Below are 21,164 nucleotides of genomic sequence, written 5' to 3'. Positions count from 1 at the left end.
TTCAGGTTGACGACAACGACTGCCGACCAGGCTTCCCGGCGCACCAGTGAAGAACCTATCAAGAAACGTCAAGATCGGGCACAGTGGAGCGGCGCCGGTCATAGAGGTCGAAGGCGTCGTCAAGCGCTACCGCGAGGTGACCGCGGTCGACCATGTGAGCCTGCAGCTGCAGGCAGGACAGATCTACGCCCTGCTCGGCCTCAACGGCGCCGGCAAGACGACCCTCATCCGCATGCTGCTCGGCATGATCGCACCCACCCGCGGATCCGTACACGTCCTCGGCGCGGCCGTCTCCGCCGGTGACCGTTCGGCCTGGGCCCGCACCGGCTATTTCGTGGAAGCCCCCACGGCGTATCCCGAGCTGACCGTGCGCGAAAACAAGGTGTACCGCTTCAAGACGCATGTGTAACGGCCCGAGATGGTTTCTCGACGGCGAAATCTGCTGCGCCGCCAAGGCTTCGACACTGCGGAGGCGACGTTCCCCCTCAAGATCAGGAGCTCTCCCGGGCGGCTTGATCCTCGCAAGGCGCAAGGCGAACCGCACCGTGGCCCCGGAACCGCCGTATGCGGCCGCATGTGAAGTGACGATCAAGCCACCGCTCCGTTGCTGTAGGGGTGCCGCATGAGCTCTTTCAGCCTAGGCGAAGGCTACTGTAGGATCGTTAAGAAAGCTCCGAAAGATCCGTATGGAGATGGACGTTGGCGACACCCAAAGAACGTGACTTCGTCGAGCGCTACGCCTTGTTCTTCGAGGCGACGACGGGCGTCTCGCGCACCGCCGGCCGCCTGCACGGCTGGCTGCAGATCTGCGACCCGCCGCACCAGTCCCTGACCCAGCTGGCGAACGTCGTCGAGCTGAGCAAGGCGGCGGTGAGCCCGATGATCCGGCAGCTGGAGCAGCTCCAGTTCGTGGAGCGTGCCCCCATCCCCAGCACGCGCGAGCACTACTACCAGCTCAAGGGGGGCGGCGACGCGTCACGCATGATCGAGGGCCGCGCCAAGATGCTCACCCTGGGCCGTCAGATCGCCGAGCTCGGCCTGGAAGCCGTCGGGGACGACGCGGCCAGGCGGGAGCGGCTGGAGGAGTTCCTGGACCTCTACACCTTCATGGAGGAGAAGCTCGGTGCACAACTCATCACAGAGTGGGAGAAGTACCGCCAGGACCGGCGCGCCCAGCGCCCCCAGGCAGACGACTGATCCGGTCGTACTGTCCGGCCTGGTCAAGAACTACGGCGCCACCCGTGCCCTGGACGGCCTCGACCTCACGGTGCGCGCCGGTGAGGTGCACGGCTTCCTCGGCCCCAACGGCGCCGGCAAGACGACCACCATCCGCATCCTGTTCGGCCTGCTCCGCGCCGACGCGGGCAGCGCGGAGCTACTGGGGGGCAACCCGTGGCGGGATGCCGTGGAGCTGCACCGGCGGATCGCGTACGTGCCGGGCGATGTCACCCTGTGGCCCACGCTCACCGGCGGGGAGGCGATCGACCTGCTCGGCCGGCTGCGCGGCGGACTCGACGCGCGCCGTCGCGAGAGCCTGATCGACCGCTTCGACCTCGACCCCACCAAGAAGGCCCGCACCTATTCCAAGGGCAATCGCCAGAAGGTCGCCCTGGTCTCCGCGCTGGCCTCGGACGCCGAGCTGCTCATCATGGACGAGCCGACCTCGGGGCTGGATCCGCTGATGGAGGCGGTGTTCCAGGACTGCGTATGCGAGGCGAAGGAGGAGGGGCGCACCGTCTTACTGTCCAGCCACATCCTGGGCCAGGTGGAGGCGTTGTGCGACCGGGTCACCATTGTCCGGCGCGGCCGTACGGTGGAGAGCGGCACGCTCGCCGACCTGCGGCACCTCACCCGGACCACGATCGAGGCCGAGACCGCTCAGCCGCTCACCGGGCTCGGGGCGCTACCGGGCGTCCACGACGCCCACGTCGAGGGCGCGCACGCGACTTTCGACGTCGACGCGGAGCATCTGGACACCGTGATGCGGCACGTCACCGGCTTCGGCCTGCGCGGCCTCGTCAGCCGGCCGCCCACTCTGGAGCAGCTGTTCCTGCGCCACTACGACCAGGAGCCCTCCAGCGCCGGAGCCGGACGATGAGCGCGACCGCCCTGGCCGGGCTCGGCACGCTGACCTGGTCCATCCTGCGCCAGAACCGCGTGCGCGTCCCGCTGTGGATCGCTGTGGCCTGCGGGGTCGTGCTGGGCAACGCCAGCAGCTACCGCGACCTGTTCACCACTGAAGAGGCGCTGGCCGACCGGGTGGCGGCGGTGCTGGGCAACCCGGCGGTGCTCGCGGCGACCGGCCCCGGACACGGGCTGGCGGACGCGACGGTCGGCAACCTGGGCCCGTTGGTGGCCAACGACAGCTCGTCGGTCTTCATCCTGGCCGCCTTGATGAGCGTGCTGCTCACCGTACGGCACACCCGGGCGGAGGAGGAGAACGGGCGCCTGGAGCTCGTGCGCGCGGCCGTGGTCGGCCGGCACGCCCCGCTGACCGCCGCCCTGGCGGCTGTGGCCGCCGCGAACGTGACGCTTGGACTGGTGCTGGCCGTCGGACTGGCCGGGATGGGACTGCCGGAGGCGGGATCGATGGCCTTCGGGGCAAGCGTCGCCGCGGTCGGCCTGGTCTTCGCCGTGGTGGCGGGGGTGGTCGGCCAGCTCACCCAGTATGGCAGGGCGGCCTCCGGCATCACGCTCGCCGGTGTGCTCGGGTTGTCCTTCGCTCTGCGGGGCATCGGCGACGTCTCGGGCGGCGCACTGTCATGGGTCTCCCCGATCGGGTGGGCGCAGGCGATGCGGCCGTTCGCGGGTGAGCGGTGGTGGCCGCTGCTGCTCCTGCTGGCGCTCATCGCGGTCGGCGTCGCCGCCGCTTTCCTCCTGGGCGCCAGGCGGGACCTCGGTGCGGGGTCGGTGCGGCCCAGGCGCGGGCGTGCCGCGGCCTCCGGCCGGCTGCGCGGCCCGTTCGCCCTGGCCGTGCGGCTGCAGGGCGGCACGCTGGCCGCCTGGGGAGCCGGGCTACTCATCCTCGGCCTGTTCGGCGGCGGTCTGGTGAGCGCGCTGGACGCCGCTCAGACGGTCCAGACCGACGTCTACCGGCAGCTGTTCGGCGGCGGCGGCGCCGAGCGGTTCGCCGACCACGTGTTCGTCTATTACCTGCGGCTGATGGCCCTGCTTACCTGCGTGTACGCGATCGTGAGCGTGTCACGGGCGCGCGCCGAGGAAGGTTCGGGCCGCGCGGACGCCGTGCTCGCCGCGGCGATCTCCCGCCGGCGGTGGGCGGGCGCCCAGCTCGCGACCGCAGTGACCGGCAGCGCTGTGGTGCTGCTGCTGGCTGGCCTGGGAGCCGGTCTCGCCTACGGGGCCGCCACCGGGCAGGTGTCGCACGTGCCGCGGCTCGTCGCAGGTGCACTCGTCCACCTGCCGGCGATCACGTTGCTGACAGGCATCGCCTTCCTGCTGTACGGCCTGGCGCCCCGGGCGTCGAGGCTGGTCTGGGCAGTGGTGGCGTACGCCTTCTTCGCCTCGCTCTTCGGGCGGGCGCTGGGCCTGCCCGGCTGGCTGCTCGACCTCTCCCTGGTCGAGCTGAGCCCCGACTATCCCGAGGCCGCCATCGGGCCGCTCACCCTCACCGCCCTGACAGTGGTCGCGCTCGCGCTGATGGCCATCGCCGTCCGGGCCTTCCGGCACCGAGACCTGCACGCCTGACCTCGCCGACCCGTAGCGCGACGCCGAAGGAGACCGGAATCTGCTCACGATCCTGCCAGGAGTCGTGAGCAGAGTAGCGCCGACGGGTTGTGTGAATCGGCGAGGAGGCACACGCGGTTGACACACACGGAGCACCGTTGTCCGGCCCCCTGGCACGTCAAGCGGAAGCAGAGAGCGGGATGGCTAACGTCGTCTTCGTGGCTCTGACGTTCTACGATCTTCGCTATCTTGGGGCTGGTTGTCGAGGCGGTGGAGCGGTTGCGCTTACAACGGGAAGAGGCCGACGCCGCCCGCCCGTATTACACGCTCGACGGGGTTGGGGCGGTGCTGAAGGTCTTCTCTGCAGTCAGCGTCAACCATGCCTCCTCGCGTAGCCAAGGAGTGTGGCCTCGACATCCGGACTGTCCGGGCGGGGGTCGATTCCCGTGCGTGGCCGCATGGGGCGTCCAACCTCATCCGGTCGGGCGGACGGCATCTGCGGATCGGGGCCCGGAATCAGTCCTCGTTCGATGTGGTCAGGCCGCGGGCGAGGGCGTTGATCGTCGCGTCGAGTACGTCGTCGTAGGTGTCGCCGTACAGGTGCCGGTTCATGACGATCAGCCCGATGGTGCGCATCACGCCCATCACGACTTCGGGCTCGACCTCGCTGGTGATCACGCCGTCGGCCTGCCCTTTGGCGATGTACTCCAGCAGCGGTGTGATGACGTACGGCGTGACGTGGGCGATCTCCTCCGCGCCGATCCGCCGGGCCACCGCCTGGAGTTCGTCGGGGTGGGTGAACAGCCGCCGGTAGAACGGGTCGGTGGTCAGCACGGTCGTCACCCGCCGCATCACCTCCGCGAGGGACTCCACGCTCGGCGGGCGCCGGAACACCGTGCCGTGTTGCCGCGCGATGAGAGGGGCCCTGCGGATCATGACCTCCTTGTAGAGCGTCTCTTTGGAGTCGAAGAAGGCGTAGAAGCTCGCTTTTGAGATTCCGGCCGGCGCCACCAGTTCCTCCAGCGAGGTCTTCTTCAGCCCTTGGGAGGCATACAGCCGCTCGGCGGCATCGAGCAAGCCGGCGGTGATGCGCGCCCGCTCCTCGTCGGTAAAGGCAACAGCCACGACATCCACCTATGGCCAGATCGGATATTGGACTACAGCTTAACCGGGCTCCTACCACGCGGCCGGCTCCTCACCGTCATCGCCGGCAACAGCGAACTGCAGGAGCGCGCCGCGTTCAAGCACACCTGCCTCGCAGGAGCCATGACCGACGCACTCCGCGAGCGCGGCGTGCCGGATCCGACCGCACGCCCCGCCGCCGAACTCGGCGTCCGCGCCTTCGACGACGCCTTCGACCTCTGGTCCGATCCGGCCGAACAGCGGACGCTCGCTGACCTCGCCCGCCGGACGCTCGACGAACTACGGGCCGCGATAGCCACACTCGACTGAGCGCGTGGCCTTTTCACATGGCTCTCGTCCACGAGGGCATGGGTAGCGAAAGGTCCATTCGTGAGGGTGGGGCGCCATGAGCACAATCGATCACGCTGCGGCTGTGGCCTACCGCTTTCCGACCGACCAGCCAGAAGGTGACGGCACGCTCGCCTGGAATGCGACCACGATGGTGGTGGCCACCGTCACGGCGGCCGGAACGACGGGCACCGGCTGGACGTACGCGCCCGCCGCGGCGGCATCCTTCATCGACGAGGATCTCGCCGGCACGCTCGCCGGAGCCGACGCGATGGACATTCCAGCCCTGTTCGCCGCGCTGAATCGTAGGGTGCGCAATGCCGGACGCCCTGGTGTGGCCGGTTACGCCATCTCGGCTCTCGACGTGGCGCTGTGGGACCTCAAGGCGCGCCTGCTCGGCGTGCCGCTGACCCACCTGTTCGGCCGGGCCCGCAGGCGGGTGCCGGTGTACGGCTCGGGCGGTTTCACCACCTACGACGACTCCGCTACCACTGCCCAACTCGAGCACTGGGTGCACGAACAGCGGATTCCCCGGGTCAAGATCAAGATCGGTGAGTCCTCGGGAAGCGCGCCCGAACGTGACCTGCGCCGGGTCGCGCTGGCCCGCCGCGTGATCGGTGACCAGGTCGAGCTGTACGTCGACGCCAACGGCGGCAACACCGCCAAGCAGGCGATCCGCCAGGCGCAGTGCATGCGCGAGCACGGGGTGACCTGGTTCGAGGAGCCGGTCTCCTCGGACGATCTGCACGGGCTGCGTCTGGTACGGGAAAGCGTCGAGGCTGACGTGGCGGCCGGAGAGTACGGTTGCGACCTGTCGTACTTCACCCGCATGTGCCAGGCCCGGTCCGTCGACTGCCTGCAGATCGACGCGACCCGCTGCGGCGGATACACAGGATGGTTCGCCGCCTCCGCCGTGGCCGCCGGCCACAACCTCCCGGTGTCGGCGCACTGCGCCCCCAACCTTCACCTGCCGGCCGCCGCCGCCACCGTCAACCTGCGGCACATCGAGTGGTTCCACGATCACCAGCGCATCGAGGCCGGGATGTTCGACGGCGCCGCCGATCCCACGGGCGGGCTGGCCGAAGCACGGTCCGATGCTCCAGGACATGGCCTGCTGTTCCGCGAGCAGGCTGCCGAGCCTCATCGGGTGTCATGAAGCGGGCATGGCATGAAGCGGGCATGGCATGAAGCGGGCATGGCATGAAGCGGGCATGGCATGAAGCGGGCATGGCATGAAGCGGGCATGGCATGAAGCGCGGACCTATTCGGCCGTCTCCTTCAGCCGCTTGAGGCGGCGGTCGGAACGGCGTACCGCCCATACCGTGGTGAGCAGGGCGAGTGCCAGCAGCGGATAGCCCATGGTGATCTTCGCGACCGCCAGCCAGCCGGTGTAGTCCTCCTCGTACAGCCAGCGCTGCACCACGTACCTCGCGGCGAACACCGCGGCGAGCACGGCCGTGGCCACGTCGTAGCCGAAGCGGGACGGCCTGTCCTTCGTCCACTCCAACGGCACACGGTTCAGCACGCTCCAGGCCACTCCTGCGAGCGGCCTGCGAATCAGGATCGAGAACACCAGTACGGCGAAGCAGGCCAGGCTGAACCAGATGCCGAACAGGAAGAATCCGCTCGCCGAACCTGAGCGGTAGGCGATGAACGAGGAGATGGCGATGCCGATGAAGCCGGACAAGGCAGGCCCCAGCGGCTCCTTACGGACCACCCGCAGCAGGATGAACGCGATCGCGGTGCCCACCGCGCTCCAGATGCCTGCCTGCAGTCCGAACATCGCGTTGCCGCCGACGAACACCATGACCGGGAAGGAGGAGTAGAACAGCCCGGCCAGACCACCCGTCTGCTCCCACGCCGTGGGCATCCGCCGTTTTCCCTGCCCGGCGGGGGAGTCGGTGGGAGGGGAGCCGATCATGACAGGTCCGTACTGGGGATCCAGCTGCCGTGGAAGCCCAGCGGCACCCGTACCGGCAGGTGGACGGTGGCGATCGGGGTGCCGGTGAAGTCCTGGGCGGCCAGGATCACCAGGTCGCTCGCGCCCCGGTCCGGGTCGTGCACGAAGGCCATCACATACCCGTCGTCCTCCGCCGCGCCGGCCGCCGACGGCACGAACACCGCCTCGCCGACCGCGGCGTCACGGCCGAATTTGTGCGTCTCCACGGCGCCACGCACGAGATCGTGCTTGAGCAGCACGTTGCCGAAGGCGTCGTCGTCCAGGTCCTGAGGGTCCTCGACGTCGGGAGGCACGGTCCCGCTCACGGCGGTGTAACCGTAGCGGTGCGGCGCGCTCACCACGCGCTCGTCCACCCGCGGGAACTCCTGGGCACGGTCGTGCAGCCGCTGTTCGGCGACCTTGCCGCCGGTGACGTCCACGGTGAACCGGTCGAGCGTGGGGGTGTCGGTCCCCTCGAACCTGGCCATGTCGAACGCCTGGGGATAACGGACCACGTCGATCACGACGCGGTCGCCGTCGTCGTACGCGTTGAGGGTGTGGTAGATCCAGCAGGGCTCGATGTCCAGCCAGCGAACCCCGGAGCCGTCGCGCGGCAGCAGCCCGAGGCGCGCCCCGTGTGCCTCGTCCCACGCGTACGGGACCGTCGCCCCGCCCGCGGCGGCGTCCGTGATCGCGATGACCGGCAGGTCGTAGAGGATCACGTACTTCTCGGTGAGCGCGAAGTCGTGCATCATCGGCCCGCCGGTCACCGGCACCTCTCGCACCGAGGACACCTGGCCGTCCGCACCGACGACGACGTGCTCGACCACGTCAGGCCGCCCCCAGCGGTACGTGATCGCGTGCAGTTCTCCCGTGCGCGGGTCGAGCTTGGTGTGCGCCGCGTAGCCCGTCGGCAGCGTGCCGCCGAAGTCGAATGGGCCGACCGTCTCCAGATCGTCGGTGAGCTCGTACGGCCGGGGCCCCGACTCCACCAGCGCCAACGTCCGGCCGGCGTGGCCGATCACATGGGTGTTGGACGCGAAGTCCATCCCCTCGAAGACCGGCCCTGGCCGCGGCTGCTCACCGAGTGCCTGGGACACCATGGCCGAGCGCACCCAGCGGTTGCGGTACCACTCGGCTCGCCCGTCCCGCAGGCGGACTCCGTGCACCATTCCGGTGCCGAGGAAGAGGGAGCTCGCGCCGGGATCGTCGAGTCCCAGCGCGTTCGGCCCGTTGCGTAGGTAGCGTCCGTTCAGCCCGGCGGGAAGGGTGCCGCTGACCGGGAGGTCGTACGCGGTCACCTCCTCGGTGACCGGGGCGGAGGCGTTCTTCGGAGGCATGCTCGTCCTCTCAGGTGGTCGGCCCGCTGAGAGCACGCCGGCCGATTCAGGTTGTATAACATTGTTGTGTAACAACGTTATGGCATAATGTCAACCATGAGCCCCAAGCCTCCCGACCCTGCCGTCCGCACCGGACTCATCGAGGCCGCCGCGCGTGTCCTCGCCGAAGAAGGCCCGAAGGCCCTGACCACCCGGCGCCTCGCCAATGAGGCAGGCACGTCCACGATGGCCGTCTACACCTACTTCGGCGGCATGGACGAGGTGTGGCACGCGGTACGCAGAGAGGGCTTCGCCCGGCTCGTCGCGCGCCTCGACGCCACTCCCGACCTGGCGGACCCGGTGGCCAACCTCGCCGCCGGCGGCGCCGCCTACCTCGCCAACGGGCTGGCCAACCCGCATCTCTACCGGGCGATGTTCCTCGAACGCCAGGAGGGGCCAGGCGTCGGGGACGACACCTTCCAGCGGCTGGTCGACACGGTCCGCCGATGTGTCGAGGCCGGGCGGTTCCATCAGGGCGAGCCGATGACGTCGCTGGGGTGGGCCGTCCAATTGTGGACCATGAGACACGGCATGGTGAGCCTCGCCATCGCCGGGCTGCTGCCCGCCGAGCACGTCCCGCTCCACTTCGCGGACATGTCGCAGCGCCTGTTCATCGGTTACGGCGACGACCCCGAGGCGGCCCGGCGTTCCGTGGACCTGGCGATGCGCGACCACCGGCGTCCTGTGCCGTGACAGCCGAAGGGCCGTTTTCGTGCTGTCGGGCTACCAGGCGCCGCCGGCGGAGTAGAGCTGGCCGCGGACCGCGCCGCCGGGGAACTGGCCGGTGTGCAGGTTGGCGTACCAGTTCTTCGGGTTCTTCGAGATGCCCTTGGCGGTGTCCTTCTTGATCGGCGCGGTGCCGGCCAGGCCGTTGACGCCCTTGGGCAGGCCGTTGGCGTCGGCGAACAGGTCCACGGCCACCGGGCCGTTCTTGCCCTTGGCGCCGCTGTGGATGTGGGCCAGGGTCGGCGCGGCGATGCCGTGGAACAGCGTCGCATACTCGATCTTGCCGCCCTTGACGTCGAACAGCCACTCGGCGAAGCCGTTCTTGTCACCGACCTTCTGGCCCGGAGCCGGAACCTCCTGCTTGCCGTCGGCCTTCACATGGAACCGGCTGCCGTTGCCGATCGCGAGCACCGAGGCCAGGTTCACCGGCCGGATCCGGTACAGCTGCGCCCGCACCGCGCCGCCGGGGAACTCGCCGGTGTGCAGGTTGGCGTACCAGTTGGCCGGCTTGTTCTTGATGCCGGCCAGCAGGTCCTTGTCGGTGACCTGCACGGTGCCGGACACGGCGCTGGTGCCCTTCGGCAGGCCGTCCATGAAGAAGCCGATCTTGACGTCCCCGTTCCTGCCCTTCTTGCCCTGGTGGATGTGGAACATCGACGGCGTGGCCGTGCGGTCCCAGCGGATCGCGTACGACACCTCGTCGCGGTCGATGACGAAGACCGCGAAGGCGCTGCCGTCCTTGTCGCCCACCTTGGGGCCGCCCTTGACGGGCACCTCGTTCTTGCCGACGAGCTTGGCCGCGAAGTAGACGGGGGCGGAGTACGGCGAGGCGTCCGCCTGGGCGGCACCGGGCGCGAGGGCGCCGGCGAGCAGGCCGGCGGCGAGGACGGTACCGGGAAGGGCGAGGACGCGCTTGTTCATGGTGAACCTCTTGGGGTGTGCTGGCGGAGGGGCCGTCGGGTCACGGCCGGAAGCTGACACCGAAGAGACTGTCGGGAACCCTCCTGCACCAACACGTACAAATGCGCACTGACCACTGTCGATGCTTGACATGGGGGCAAGTCTGCAAGTTAATGTCAACATGAAGTCAAGCGACTCGATGCGTATCGGGGAACTCGCCGAGCGGTTCGATCTCGCGCCGCACGTGCTGCGCCACTGGGAGTCGATGGGTCTGCTGACCCCGGCCGCCAGGGTCAACGGCCGCCGTCGCTACACCCGCGACCACGTCATCCGGGTCATGACCATCATCCGCGCCAAGGCAGGAGGGATGAGCCTGGAGCAGATCCGCGAGGTGCTCGACGCCGCCGGCCAGTCCGAGCGCCGGGCACTCCTGCGGCAGCAGCACACGGAACTGGAACGGCGGCTTGCGGAGATATCGGCCTCCAAGAGGCTGATCGAGCACCTCATGGAGTGCACCGCGGACGACTTCACCCAGTGCCCCGACTACCGGCGCATGGTAGAGAGCGCCGCCGAGCTCCAGAACCTGCACGAGGACGTATGCGTGATCTGACAGAGAGTCCGCCGCTTCTCCGTCGTGCCACCCCGCAGCGATCCATCGGCGAAGGCTGGGCCCGTTCAGCCGGCCACTGGTGTCCGCAGACTCGCTCGATGTGCTCGATTCGTGGCCATCAGCCCATCGAGTGCGTCCCGCGTGCGTATGAGGTCGGTGATGTGCTCGGAGAGCCGGTCGCGCTCCTGCGCCATCCGCTCCAGCGCGGCGTCGGAATTCTCCGTGCTGGGCTTGTCGACGCAAGGCAGCAGTTCGACGATGGTGCGGCTGGACAGACCTGCGGCGTACAGCCGTTGGATGAACATGACCCGTCCGACCTCGTCGTCCGTGTAATGCCGCTGCCCGCTGGAGCTGCGGATGCTGGTGAGCAGTCCCTGCTCTTCGTAATAGCGCAGGGACCGGACGCTGACTCCGGTCCGAGACGCGAGCTCCCCTATGCGCACATCGTCCTCCTGGCTGTGATCTGCGGCACACATCTTGCCTCTGACATGGATGTGAGGTTCTAGCCTAACCGTCGTGCCCGAGATCCGGGCACCACGGAACGAGGAGTCCTTGCGTGATGACCCTTTTCAATGGCTATCAGCTCGGCGACCTGACGCTGCCCAACCGGGTGGTGATGGCCCCGATGACGCGGGTCCGGGCCGCCGCCGGCGGTCTGGCGACGCCGTCGATGGCGACGTACTACGCCCAGCGAGCGACGGCCGGGCTGATCGTGACCGAGGGCGTGCAGCCGAGCTTGATCGGACAGTCCAATCCGGGTACGCCGGGACTGCATACCGATGAGCACGTCACCGCGTGGCGCCCGGTGACCGATGCCGTGCACGCCAACGGCGGCCGGATCTTCGCCCAGCTCATGCACGGCGGACGGGTCTCGCACCCCGACACCACCGGTATGCGGCCGATCGGGCCTTCTGCCGTCCCCGCCGTCGGCGAGGTGTTCACCCCGACCGGACCCAAGCCCGCGCCGACCCCGCGTGCCCTGGACACCGCCGAAGTGCCTGAGCACGCCCAGGCATACGCCCATGCCGCCCGCCGTGCCATCGACGCCGGCTTCGACGGCGTGGAACTGCACGGTGCCAATGGTTACCTGATCTCGCAGTTCCTCTCTTCCAACGCCAACCTGCGCACGGACCTCTACGGAGGTTCGGTGAGCAATCGGATCCGTTTCGCCGTGGAGGCGGTATCCGCAACCGTCGAGGCCGTCGGCGGGCCCAGGACCGGCATCCGCCTCTCCCCGGGCGGGACGTTCTGGGGCGTGGAGGAGAGCGATGTTCCCGAGCTCTACACCGCGCTGCTGACCGAACTGGCCCGCCTGGGGGTGGCCTACGTCCATCTCGAAGCCACCACCGACGAAGAGACGCTGGCCGGCCTGCGCCGCGCATGGCCCCGCACCCTCATCATGAACCCGGTGCCTGGGATGGGACCCAAGCAGACCGGGCGGGCCGACGCCGATCACTGGCTCGGGCTGGGGGCCGACCTCATCAGCTTCGGACGCGCTTTCCTCGCCAACCCCGACCTGGTCGAACGACTGCGTAACGGACTCCCGATCGCTCCCGTCGAGGAGGCCACGTACTACCAGGGCGGTGACGCGGGTTATCTGACCTACCCGACGTATCAGTACACGGCCTGATGCGTGGCTTGTGATGTTGTCGACGAGCGTGGTTTTCGCGAGAAGTTGCCGTGATCAAGACACTGATGATTACATCATTACGGAGGCGATGATGATCATCGAGTACATACGCTACCGAGTGCCCGACACACAGCAGTTCGAGGACGCGTACCGGCGGGCCGTGGTACCGCTCGGCGCCGCGCCGGAATGTCTGGACTTCGAGCTGTCGAGGAGCACCGACGAGCCGGAGTGCTACATCCTGCGCATCGAGTGGACGTCGGCGCGGGATCACACGGAGGGGTTCAGGAACAGTGAGAGGTTCCGGGAGTTCTTCGCCGAGATCAAGCCGTATGTCGCGAACATTGAGGAGATGCGCCACTACGAGCAGGTGATCGCCAAGACCGAGACCACGCTCTACGAGTGGGCGGGCGGAGCCGAGGCGTTCGAGCGGCTCACCGAGGTGTTCTACGGCCACGTGCTCAAGGACGACCTGCTCGCCCCGATCTTCGCCCACATGAACGCGCGGCACCCCGGGTTCGTGGCCATGTGGCTGAGCGAGGTGTTCGGCGGGCCCGACCGCTACACCCGCGAGCGAGGCGGATACCCGCACATGCTCGCCCAGCACGTCGGCAAGCACATCAGGGAGGAGCAGCGGCGCCGGTGGGTGAGCCTGCTGATGGACGCCGCCGACGAGGTGGGGCTGCCCGGCGACCCCGAGTTCCGGGCCGCTTTCGCGAGCTACATCGAGTGGGGCACCCGCCTCGCGGTGCAGAACTCCGCGCCCGGCGCCACCCCGCCCACCGAGGCGCCGGTGCCGCGCTGGGGCTGGGGCGTCGCCCCGCCGTACCAGCCTTGATCCCGGCTCGGGGAGCAGCTACGCCGGGCGGTGAACGCCTTCGTGACCAGGCGGCGCAGCCGGGTGTGGTCGGGCGGGTCCATGTTGAGCAGGTTCGCGTCCAGCGCCGGCGGGAGGGCGAACCCGCGATAGTTCCCGGGACTCGCGTTGCGCTTGTCCAGGGACAGTCGCGGGTCGGCCAGCAACCGGCGGACGTCGTCGTGGTGGGTGAACAGCCAGGCGGGCGAGCCGACGGGACCCTGGATCCGGTGTACGGGCCCGGCGTCCCGCAGCCGGTCGTAGGCGGCATGCGGATCGGTGATGAGCAGGGCGGGGTCGATGGCAGGACCGTCGGGAGCCGCGGATCGCATGGCCAGCCACCCTACCCCGGGCCGGCTCAATGGGTGGATCGGGTCCAGCCGTCGGCGACGAACAGGGCGGCGTCGTGCGGGTTCTGGTCCTCGAAGTGAAGCCCAGGACCGCTGATCCGCACCTTGTCCACGTACACGCCGCGGCCCTGGTAGAGCGGGTCGCTCACGTAGCGCCACCGCAGCCCGGTGGTCCCGGCAGGAAGGTGTGCCTCCGCACGCAGCCACTGGCGGCCCTGGAAACCCGAGAACGTGCCGTCCGACGACCAGCGGTGCGGACCGGCGCTCAGCTCCATCGGCAAGGGGTTCCAGGTGGCGCCGCCGTCGGCGCTGGCCTCGAGGGACCCGATGTCGGAGTCCGCCTCCGTGTCGTACCACAGGGCGAAGGAGAGCCGCCCGCCCCGCGGCGCGCCGACCGGCAGCGTGAGCGTCGCCGTCCGGTCGTCCCCGACTTCGGAGAACCACGCGTCCCGTCCCTGGGCCGGCCGTACCGGAATGGCCATCGCCAGGTCGCGGGCGACCGCCCGGCGGGCCGGGTTGTTGGAGCCCCAGTCCCGGCTGGGGTGCACCCGGTTGGTCAGCAGGATCACGAACGAGCCGGACAGCGGGTCGATGACGAACGACGTCCCGGTGTAGCCGGTGTGCCCGCCGGTCACCGGCGAGGAGAGCCCTTCCATGTACCACATCTGGTCGAGTTCGAAGCCGAGGCCGTGCGAGTTGCCGGGGAAGGCGGTGTTGAAGTTCGTCAGCAGCAGCCGCACCGAGTCCTCCGACAGGATGCGCGCCCGGCCGTGGTGACCGCCGTTGAGCAGCGTCTGGGCCAGGATCGCCATGTCGTACGCCGTGGAGAAGACCCCGGCGTGGCCCGCGACCCCGCCGAGTGCCCAGGCGTTCTCGTCGTGCACCTGGCCCCAGATCATGCCGCGGTCGGGCTCCGTGGTGGTTTGGTACTCGGTGGCGGCGATCCGCGGTTTGAGTGCCGGGTCGGGGTTGTAGCCGGTGTCGCGCATCCCGAGCGGCCCGGTCAGGTCCTCCGCGACGACCGCGTCGAGCCGCCTGCCGGTCACCCGCTCCACGATCACCCCGAGCGTGATCAGGTTGAGGTCGGAGTATCGGTAGATCGTGTCCGGCGGGTTCGTCGGTGCGACGTTCCAGACCGCGGCGTACCGTTCCTCAACGGTCGGGGAGGTGTACAGCGGTATCCACGCCGGCAGCCCCGACGTGTGGGTCAGCAGGTCCCGGACCGTGATCCCACCTTTGCCGTTCGCGGCGAACTCCGGGATGTACGCGGTCACCGGGTTGTCGAGCGCGATCCGGCCCTGCTCGATCTGCCGCACGGCCACGATCGAGGTGAACAGCTTGGACACCGACGCCATGTCGAAGATCGTGTCCTTGCGCATCTCGATCTGCTGGTCCGGCGGCAGCTCGGTGGGCGTGGAGTCGGCGTAGCGCACCGCCTTCCCCATCGCCTCGTGGGTCGCGATCACGCCGTCCCGCCCCGCGATCACGACCGCGCCCGGGTAGAGCGGCCGCGACGGCGACGGCTGCATGAACCCGGCGGCGTCGGGCGCGATCCGATCCACGTACTCGGAGACCAGGCCCGCCTTGCGGGCGTCGCCGTACCGCAGTTTCTTGTCGGCGAACCGCACGTCTGCGGCGGTGACGGTCGGCGGTCCCGCGACAGCCGCCGCCGCGGGCAGAGGGGTCGTCACGGTGAGCGCCACAGCGACCAGGACGGGCAGAGCGCGCACCACTAGTTACCTCCGCGGTAGATCAGGTACTTCGCGCGCGTCTCGGCGAACTCCTTGAGCGCGCCGGCCCAGCCGGCCTCGACCTCGTCCGGGCCCTTCCCGGCGTCGATGTCGGTCCGGACCTGGGTCGAGCCGGTCATCTTGTCGATCCAGTACGGCCGCGCCGGGTCGGAGGTGTCGTATCGCCAGGCGAAGTCGTCCGGATAGAGCTGTTTCACCGTGACGAGCATGGCGATGCCCGTCTTGACCGGGTCGAATGCCTTCTGGTCTGTGACGTACAGCTGCACCCCGCCGCACAGCGTGTTCACGTGCTTGGAGAACGTGGGCGTGAAGTAAGACAGCCGGAACCCGGCGCCGGGCAGGCCCAGCGCGTTGAGCGCGTCCGCCCACCGGTGGTCGGCGTACGGGGCACCGATGAGCTCGAAGGGCCGGGTCGTGCCGCGTCCCTCCGACAGGTTGGTGCCCTCGAACATGCCGGTGCCCGAGTAGACGATCGCGGTTTCCACGGTCGGCATGTTCGGCGACGGCAGGACCCAGGGCAGGCCGGTGTCCTCGTACGCCTGGTCTCGCTTCCAGCCGCGCATCTCCACGATCGTGAGATCCACCGGCTGGTCCAGGAACTCGGCGTTGAACAGCTTCGCCAGCTCGCCGACGGTCATGCCGTGTGCCTGGGAGATCGCCTCCCGGCCGATGAACGTGGAGAACCGCGGCGTCATGATGGGCCCGTAGGCCCGGCGGCCGGTCATCGGATTGGGCCGGTCAAGGACGACGAACCGCTTGCCGGCCAGCGCCGCGGCCTGCATGGAGTCGAACAGCGTCCAGATGTAGGTGTAGAAGCGGGCGCCCGCGTCCTGGATGTCGAACATGATCGTGTCCACGCCCGACCCGGTGAAGATGTCGGCCAGCGCCTGGCCACTCTTCAGGTACGTGTCGTAGACCGGCAGCCCGGTCTGCTCGTCCTCGTAGAAACCTTCGGAGCCGCCGGCCTGAGCCGTGCCGCGGAACCCGTGCTCGGGACCGAACACCGCGACGAGATCGATCTTGTCGCTGGCGGCCATCACGTCGACCTCGTGGCGGAGGTCCGGCAGGATGCCGGTGGGGTTGGTCACGATGCCGACCTTCTGGCCCCGTACAAGCTCGTAGTCATCGGCCATCAGGACCTCGACGCCGGTCCTGAACCTGCGCGATGGACGGTCGTCGAGCGGGGAGATGCCCACGCCTGTCCCGGCCACGGTGACGGCCGCGGTGGACAGCAGAGCCCGCCGGGAGAAGAAATGGCCCATATCAGGTGTTGCTCCGTCCTGGGGGAGGGTTCAGTAACTCAGGCTGTGTCCGTAGGGGTAGAGGATGGAGCCGTCGCCGGCAGCTTGCCCTTGGGGTCGGTCTGGCCGAACAGCACCCGTGCGGTGGCCTCCATCGCCGGCTTCTCCCACGAGTACGTCGCGAGGTACGTCGGAGCGTTGGGGAAGTCCGTGATGTCGTACGACGCATCTGTCCTCCAACCCCTCGCATGGACGAAAAAATTCATGCAAAGGTGACCGGCGCCTTGAAAGTAACTTTCATCCATATGGACGGTCAACGCTTTCCTGGCGGAAATTTCGCGCGCCGCCGATCCCGGTGACCCTCGACTCGTCGTTGACCCGCTTGCCCGACTTGAAGTCCCACGCGCAGAAGCGACCTTCCCGCCTTTCGGGAGCCTGTGCTCGGGCTAGGCCATCGCGAAGCCGGATGGCGGGGCAGATGTCACAGGGGAGAGAAGACCGGGTAGCGCTCGGCGTTGTCGTCCAGCGCCGTCACCGGGCGGGAGGTGCGTTGCGCGCACCGCCCCGCCGGGTCAGGCTGGTCCGGCCCCGCAGGCGACGTCGTGCCGCGGGGTGAGCGGCCGGTCTCCTTCCGAGCACCCGGGCTGGGTGGTCAGTCGCGCCGGCGGCATGTCAGGCGCAGACCCGAGGGAGTCAGCGCACCTTCGGCGTCCTGCTGGTAAGGGGCGGTCGCGGGAGCGCGGAGCCGGTGGTGGCGGGCCATCATCGCGGTGATGAGGATCAGCTCGGTCGAAGCCAGCGCCGCCCCTCGGCACATGCGCGGCCCCGCGCCGAAGGGCAGGTAGGCAGGGTTGTGGTCGGCCGTTTCCCGTCTGAGCCAGCGCTCCGGCCGGAAGGTGTCCGGTTCGGTGAAGTAGCGCCGGTCGTGGTGCAGCAGGTACGGCGAGAGCAGGAGGTGGTCACCGGGGACCAGCTGATAGCCGCCGAGCTCGGCCGGTGCCGTGATGGTGCGGGAGACCAGCCAGGTCGGCGGGTGCAGGCGCAGCGTCTCGCGGACGAACGCGTCGGTGAGCCGGAGCCGGGCGAGATGTCCGGCGTCGATCTTGGCCGGGTCCTCCGGCAGGCTCATGGCCTCGGCGGCGATGCGGTCGGCCCACTCCGGCTCGCGCGCCAGCTCCATCATGATCCATCCGGACGCCCGTGTGGGCATGTCCTGGGCGGCCACCATCAGGGTGGCCAGGCCGTAGGCGATTCGGTCACCCGGCCGGGTGTCGTCCTCCTGTGCCGCGTGCATCGCGGCGGCGAGCAGGTCCTGCTCCTGGCGGCCCTCGTCCAGGCGCCGGTCGATGACGGCACGAATGCGCCCGGCGAGTCGCCTGTGACAGCGGTACACGCGGGTCCGCGATGGTGAGGGCATCCACGACGGTAGATGGAGGTACCTGTGGGTGAGCTCCGTGCGCAGCCGGGCGAGCTCGGCTTCGGCGTGCGTCAGAGCTGCGGCGTCGGGGCCGAAGTAGTAACGGGCTCCCATGCGCGAAACCGCGCCGTTGACCTGGGAGAGGACCTCAACCTCCTGGTCCGGCGGCCAGGTGGCGGCCAGGGCGGCGGCCTCGGCCGCCAGCATGCCGGTCTGCTCACAGACCGCGGCGTGACGGAACCCGCGCACCAGGGCCGTGGCGGAGCGGTCGTCGGCGTCGGCCGGTCGCCGGGCACGGCGCTGCACGGGAGGGGACGCGAACGCTCCCTCAAGAAGGTCGAATCCGTTTCCCGTGTGGCGAAATACCTCTCTGGCCAACTCCACCCCCGCTACGACGTAGACGCGGGGACGGATCGCCCACAAATCGCCATAATGCGCCGTGCCCGCGACCAGGAAAGACGTCCTGTCAGCCGCGAATGGCGCCGCTCCCGGGATCTCCCCTTTTCGCGGCCCCGGCGGTCGGCGTGCGGACATCTTCCCGGTCATGCCCTGTTCAGGTCCAGGTCGGGTACGGCCTGAGCCGGGCGGCCCGCCGCTTCGTCAGAAACTTCTTGATTGCCGTCATGGCGCTCACCTCCTGCAAGAAATGGTGCAGGCATTCTGCGTGAATTCTCAGGATACCCGCAGCCGTCAACGCAAATCCGGCCGGTTGAGTGCGCACTTGTAAATCTCCCTCCTTTTGGCCGGAGCGGGGCGACTTTTTGTTCTGCTCGACGTTTGTCGTCGGCGACGGCCGGACGCTGGTCAGCCATGCTCGGCCGCGTGCGAGGCGGAGGTGCGCCGGCACGTGGCGGCGAAGCGCCACTCGGAACCGGAACGGCTGCGCACACCGCACGGTGGAGCGACCCGCGCAAGTCGCCGCGTGCTGATCCTTCACTTTGGAATACTCTTCTCGCGATCATGTCAACGAGTCGAAGTGGGACGACCTCTTGCGTATCCCCCCTCGCCCCAATCCCCATTGGACCTTCAATCCTCCCCCCCGGATGGACCGTCGCGGAGGGATGGGAGCCGCCCGCCGACTGGGCTGGTCCCGAGCCGCACTGGCCGGCGCCGCCGCCGTGGTGGACCGAGCCCGCCCCGTCGAGCACCCCAGGTGTCTCCGCCCCGCGGCAGGGGGATCCGGCGGAGGTGGGGCCGTACCGGATCGTCGGACGGCTCGGGGCCGGCGGCATGGGGATCGTCTACGCGGGCGTCGACTCCGCCGGCCAGAGGGCCGCGGTCAAGCTGATCCACGACATGCATGCCGCGAACCAGGAGTTCAGGGTACGGTTCCGGCGCGAGGTGGCGATGCTTCGCCGGGTCCAGGGCGCCTGCTGCGTACGGATGCTCGCGGCCGACGCCGAAGCCCGGCAGCCGTGGCTGGCGACGGAGTACATCGCCGGGCGCACGCTGGACGAGCACGTCGGCGTCGAAGGACCGCTCAGCGGTGACGGGTTGTACGGGCTCGCCGCCGCCCTCGACCTGGCGCTCAGCGCGACCCCCGCCGCCACCTTCTCCTTCCACGGCGCCTTCACGCAGAGCACCGTCTCCGCGGAGGCGAGTGGCCGCCTCCTGACCCGCGATTCCCCGTACGAGGACGACTTCCAGATGCGGATCACCCCCTTCGACGCACCTCGCGCTCGTTACGTTGTCGCGGGCGGGGACCTGTACGTGGACGAACCGCGAGCTCCCGCCATGGGGCTGACGGACCAGGATGCCGGGAGCGCGAGTTGGTACGCGTTCATGGTCGCCGGTATGGCCGGGCCGTCCGTCATCCACCAGGTGGTCCTGAACTCCACCAACGTACGCAGAACAGGCGCCAGGCAGTCACCGCCAGCGGAGCCTCACCGCCGCATCGGTTGACTCGGTGCGGAAGCAGCCGTTCCCGCCGCTCGCAAGATATGTGCTGTCCAGGGATTGAGCTCGATCGGTTGGTCTTCGCCGACGATGACCGTCCCGCCGATGTAGGCCAAGTGTCGTCCGAAGACGTAGTTGGGCTCGAGGGCGAAGGTCATTCCGGGTTCGAGTTCCATGCCGCCATTGATGGTGGGGTGGTCGGGCTCGGGAGGGTAGGCCTCCGCGCCGGCGATTCGACGGCCGGCGTCCGCGGGGAAGCCGCTGAGCGCGATCGCCGGGTTCAGCGCGTGTATCGATGGGCCGAACTCCCAGCCGTCGGCCGCGTCCAACGGCTTGCGCATGGCGTCGACGACGTCGCCGAACGTCCGGCCGGGGCGCAGCGCTCGCAGGCCCGCGTCGTACGCCGCGCGAGCGACGTCGGCGGCGCGCAGCAAGTCCTCGTGCGGCTCACCTACGGCGATCGTGACCTGGTGCTGTGTGTGGCGTCCGCCGAAGTTGCAGAACACCTCGGCGGAGATGATGTCGCCGTCCTGCAGGATGCGGGGGGCCTGCGGGCGGTAGCCCCACTGCGGCAGGCCTGAGGCGAGCGGGTCGGGGCCCGACCAGAAATGCATGGCCGCTGGAATCGTTCCGCGCGCGTATCCCGCGGACATGCCGGCTGCGTACACCTCGCTCTCGGAAACACCGGCGGCGGCGGCGTCGACCATGGCCTTCGCCATGGCGTCGCCGATGCTCGCGGAGTGGCGTACGACGGCGATCTCCTCGGGGCTCAGCGGCATGATGAGCCGGGACAGGGCCATGGCCACCGGCTTGAACTCAACACCGGGGAACTCCCGCAGGATGTTGTCCCAGAGCCGGTAGGGCACGATGCCTTCGGGGTGCCACGGTGGATAGACCTCCAGGCCGACGACGCCGACAGTTCCGTTGACCAGGCCCAGTTGGTTGAGCGTTTCCGCGATCGCGCGGGAGTCGCGCCGCGATCGGATGTTCTGTGGCGCGATCCACATGATGTCCCCCCTGCGCGAGGACTCGAGGTGGTCCATCGCGAACATCTCCATGGGGAACAGCGAGATCGGGTCGCCGTCTCGCGGAAAGACGACCGTCGTCCCTGCCCTGGCGTTGGTGAACCACGTGTCGTAGGCGAACGGCGCCGGGCCGGCGTCTTCGTGCTCTCCGAAGACGAGCAGCGCGTCGAGGCCCTCGCGCTCCATGAACGCGCGCGCCACATCCCATCGGCGATCACGCTCGGCCATCGAGAAAGTCGGTACCACCACATCACTCATGTCGTTCTCCTCAAGGTTTCCCATCAACGGGGTTG

General features: G+C 69.0%; 22 protein-coding genes. 11 read left to right on the top strand and 11 right to left on the bottom strand.

Features of this window, described 5'->3' with window-relative positions:
• The first annotated feature begins 46 nt into the window (after positions 1-46).
• The 4 genes from ITP53_RS56940 (at position 47) to ITP53_RS03065 (ending at position 3,705) form a co-directional block, all read left to right on the top strand.
• Complete coding sequence (locus ITP53_RS56940; protein WP_207755478.1) at positions 47-409, top strand: ATP-binding cassette domain-containing protein; 363 nt, start codon at positions 47-49, stop codon at positions 407-409.
• 290 nt (positions 410-699) lie between these two features.
• The gene (locus ITP53_RS03075; protein WP_195893726.1) at positions 700-1,197 is read left to right on the top strand and encodes a GbsR/MarR family transcriptional regulator; all 498 of its coding nucleotides are present in this window, start codon (positions 700-702) and stop codon (positions 1,195-1,197) included.
• 10 nt (positions 1,198-1,207) lie between these two features.
• Positions 1,208-2,098, top strand: coding sequence for an ABC transporter ATP-binding protein (locus ITP53_RS03070; protein ID WP_207755488.1), 891 nt, complete (start codon positions 1,208-1,210; stop codon positions 2,096-2,098).
• On the top strand, positions 2,095-3,705 hold the full coding sequence (locus tag ITP53_RS03065) for an ABC transporter permease (protein ID WP_195893724.1): 1,611 nt from the start codon (positions 2,095-2,097) through the stop codon (positions 3,703-3,705). Before ITP53_RS03070 ends, ITP53_RS03065 begins: the two co-directional genes overlap by 4 nt.
• 495 nt (positions 3,706-4,200) lie before the next feature.
• On the opposite strand, the gene ITP53_RS03060 is transcribed toward ITP53_RS03065, so the two are convergent.
• Positions 4,201-4,809 carry a TetR/AcrR family transcriptional regulator gene (locus ITP53_RS03060; RefSeq protein ID WP_195893723.1) on the bottom strand — a complete coding sequence of 203 codons (609 nt, stop codon included), beginning with the start codon at positions 4,807-4,809 and terminating at the stop codon, positions 4,201-4,203.
• A gap of 27 nt (positions 4,810-4,836) precedes the next feature.
• On the opposite strand from ITP53_RS03060, the gene ITP53_RS03055 reads away from it, so the two are divergent.
• Entirely contained in the window at positions 4,837-5,136 is a 300-nt protein-coding gene (locus tag ITP53_RS03055; protein WP_195893722.1) for a hypothetical protein, read from the top strand.
• A 76-nt stretch (positions 5,137-5,212) separates the two neighbouring features.
• A complete protein-coding gene (locus ITP53_RS03050) occupies positions 5,213-6,310 on the top strand; it encodes an enolase C-terminal domain-like protein (RefSeq protein WP_195893721.1) in 1,098 nt (365 codons plus the stop codon).
• 105 nt (positions 6,311-6,415) lie between these two features.
• Here ITP53_RS03050 and ITP53_RS03045 read toward each other — a convergent pair whose 3' ends face one another.
• Together ITP53_RS03045 and ITP53_RS03040 are read right to left on the bottom strand one after the other, a co-directional pair.
• Positions 6,416-7,075, bottom strand: a complete 660-nt coding sequence (locus ITP53_RS03045; protein WP_195893720.1) for a DUF3159 domain-containing protein — start codon at positions 7,073-7,075, stop codon at positions 6,416-6,418.
• Positions 7,072-8,433: a carotenoid oxygenase family protein gene (locus ITP53_RS03040; protein WP_195893719.1), complete on the bottom strand. Its 1,362-nt coding sequence runs from the start codon at positions 8,431-8,433 to the stop codon at positions 7,072-7,074. The genes ITP53_RS03045 and ITP53_RS03040 overlap by 4 nt, the downstream gene beginning before the upstream one ends.
• 96 nt (positions 8,434-8,529) lie before the next feature.
• On the opposite strand from ITP53_RS03040, the gene ITP53_RS03035 reads away from it, so the two are divergent.
• A complete protein-coding gene (locus tag ITP53_RS03035) occupies positions 8,530-9,165 on the top strand; it encodes a TetR/AcrR family transcriptional regulator (protein WP_195893718.1) in 636 nt (211 codons plus the stop codon).
• A 30-nt stretch (positions 9,166-9,195) separates the two neighbouring features.
• On the opposite strand, the gene ITP53_RS03030 is transcribed toward ITP53_RS03035, so the two are convergent.
• On the bottom strand, positions 9,196-10,119 hold the full coding sequence (locus tag ITP53_RS03030; RefSeq protein WP_195893717.1) for a CHRD domain-containing protein: 924 nt from the start codon (positions 10,117-10,119) through the stop codon (positions 9,196-9,198).
• A gap of 178 nt (positions 10,120-10,297) precedes the next feature.
• Here ITP53_RS03030 and ITP53_RS03025 point away from each other — a divergent pair, with 178 nt between their 5' ends.
• Positions 10,298-10,708: a helix-turn-helix domain-containing protein gene (locus ITP53_RS03025; RefSeq protein WP_195893779.1), complete on the top strand. Its 411-nt coding sequence runs from the start codon at positions 10,298-10,300 to the stop codon at positions 10,706-10,708.
• A gap of 65 nt (positions 10,709-10,773) precedes the next feature.
• On the opposite strand, the gene ITP53_RS03020 is transcribed toward ITP53_RS03025, so the two are convergent.
• Positions 10,774-11,151: a MerR family transcriptional regulator gene (locus ITP53_RS03020; protein ID WP_195893716.1), complete on the bottom strand. Its 378-nt coding sequence runs from the start codon at positions 11,149-11,151 to the stop codon at positions 10,774-10,776.
• A 116-nt stretch (positions 11,152-11,267) separates the two neighbouring features.
• Here ITP53_RS03020 and ITP53_RS03015 point away from each other — a divergent pair, with 116 nt between their 5' ends.
• Complete coding sequence (locus tag ITP53_RS03015; RefSeq protein WP_207755476.1) at positions 11,268-12,338, top strand: alkene reductase; 1,071 nt, start codon at positions 11,268-11,270, stop codon at positions 12,336-12,338.
• Between the two features lie 88 nt (positions 12,339-12,426).
• On the top strand, positions 12,427-13,173 hold the full coding sequence (locus ITP53_RS03010; protein WP_236050379.1) for a group II truncated hemoglobin: 747 nt from the start codon (positions 12,427-12,429) through the stop codon (positions 13,171-13,173).
• Here ITP53_RS03010 and ITP53_RS03005 read toward each other — a convergent pair.
• From ITP53_RS03005 to ITP53_RS02985, 5 genes are all read right to left on the bottom strand, one after another.
• Entirely contained in the window at positions 13,056-13,523 is a 468-nt protein-coding gene (locus ITP53_RS03005; RefSeq protein ID WP_207755475.1) for a cytochrome P450 family protein, read from the bottom strand. The two genes, ITP53_RS03010 and ITP53_RS03005, sit on opposite strands and share 118 nt — an antisense overlap.
• A gap of 26 nt (positions 13,524-13,549) precedes the next feature.
• Positions 13,550-15,271, bottom strand: coding sequence for a serine hydrolase (locus ITP53_RS03000; RefSeq protein WP_207755474.1), 1,722 nt, complete (start codon positions 15,269-15,271; stop codon positions 13,550-13,552).
• 2 nt (positions 15,272-15,273) lie between these two features.
• Complete coding sequence (locus ITP53_RS02995) at positions 15,274-16,554, bottom strand: exo-beta-N-acetylmuramidase NamZ family protein (protein WP_195893713.1); 1,281 nt, start codon at positions 16,552-16,554, stop codon at positions 15,274-15,276.
• Between the two features lie 38 nt (positions 16,555-16,592).
• Positions 16,593-16,799 (bottom strand): hypothetical protein, encoded by a 207-nt coding sequence (locus ITP53_RS02990; RefSeq protein WP_195893712.1) that lies wholly within the window; start codon positions 16,797-16,799, stop codon positions 16,593-16,595.
• 386 nt (positions 16,800-17,185) lie between these two features.
• A complete protein-coding gene (locus ITP53_RS02985) occupies positions 17,186-18,256 on the bottom strand; it encodes a cytochrome P450 (RefSeq protein WP_195893711.1) in 1,071 nt (356 codons plus the stop codon).
• A gap of 882 nt (positions 18,257-19,138) precedes the next feature.
• Here ITP53_RS02985 and ITP53_RS02980 point away from each other — a divergent pair.
• Positions 19,139-19,852, top strand: a complete 714-nt coding sequence (locus tag ITP53_RS02980; protein WP_195893710.1) for a protein kinase domain-containing protein — start codon at positions 19,139-19,141, stop codon at positions 19,850-19,852.
• Here ITP53_RS02980 and ITP53_RS02975 read toward each other — a convergent pair.
• On the bottom strand, positions 19,834-21,129 hold the full coding sequence (locus tag ITP53_RS02975) for a M24 family metallopeptidase (protein ID WP_195893709.1): 1,296 nt from the start codon (positions 21,127-21,129) through the stop codon (positions 19,834-19,836). The genes ITP53_RS02980 and ITP53_RS02975 overlap by 19 nt on opposite strands.
• Between the last annotated feature and the right edge of the window lie 35 nt (positions 21,130-21,164).

The sequence above is a fragment of the Nonomuraea cypriaca genome (assembly GCF_015645445.1).
Classification (GTDB): Bacteria; Actinomycetota; Actinomycetes; order Streptosporangiales; family Streptosporangiaceae; genus Nonomuraea; species Nonomuraea cypriaca.
This window is presented reverse-complemented; position numbering and strand designations above follow the sequence as displayed.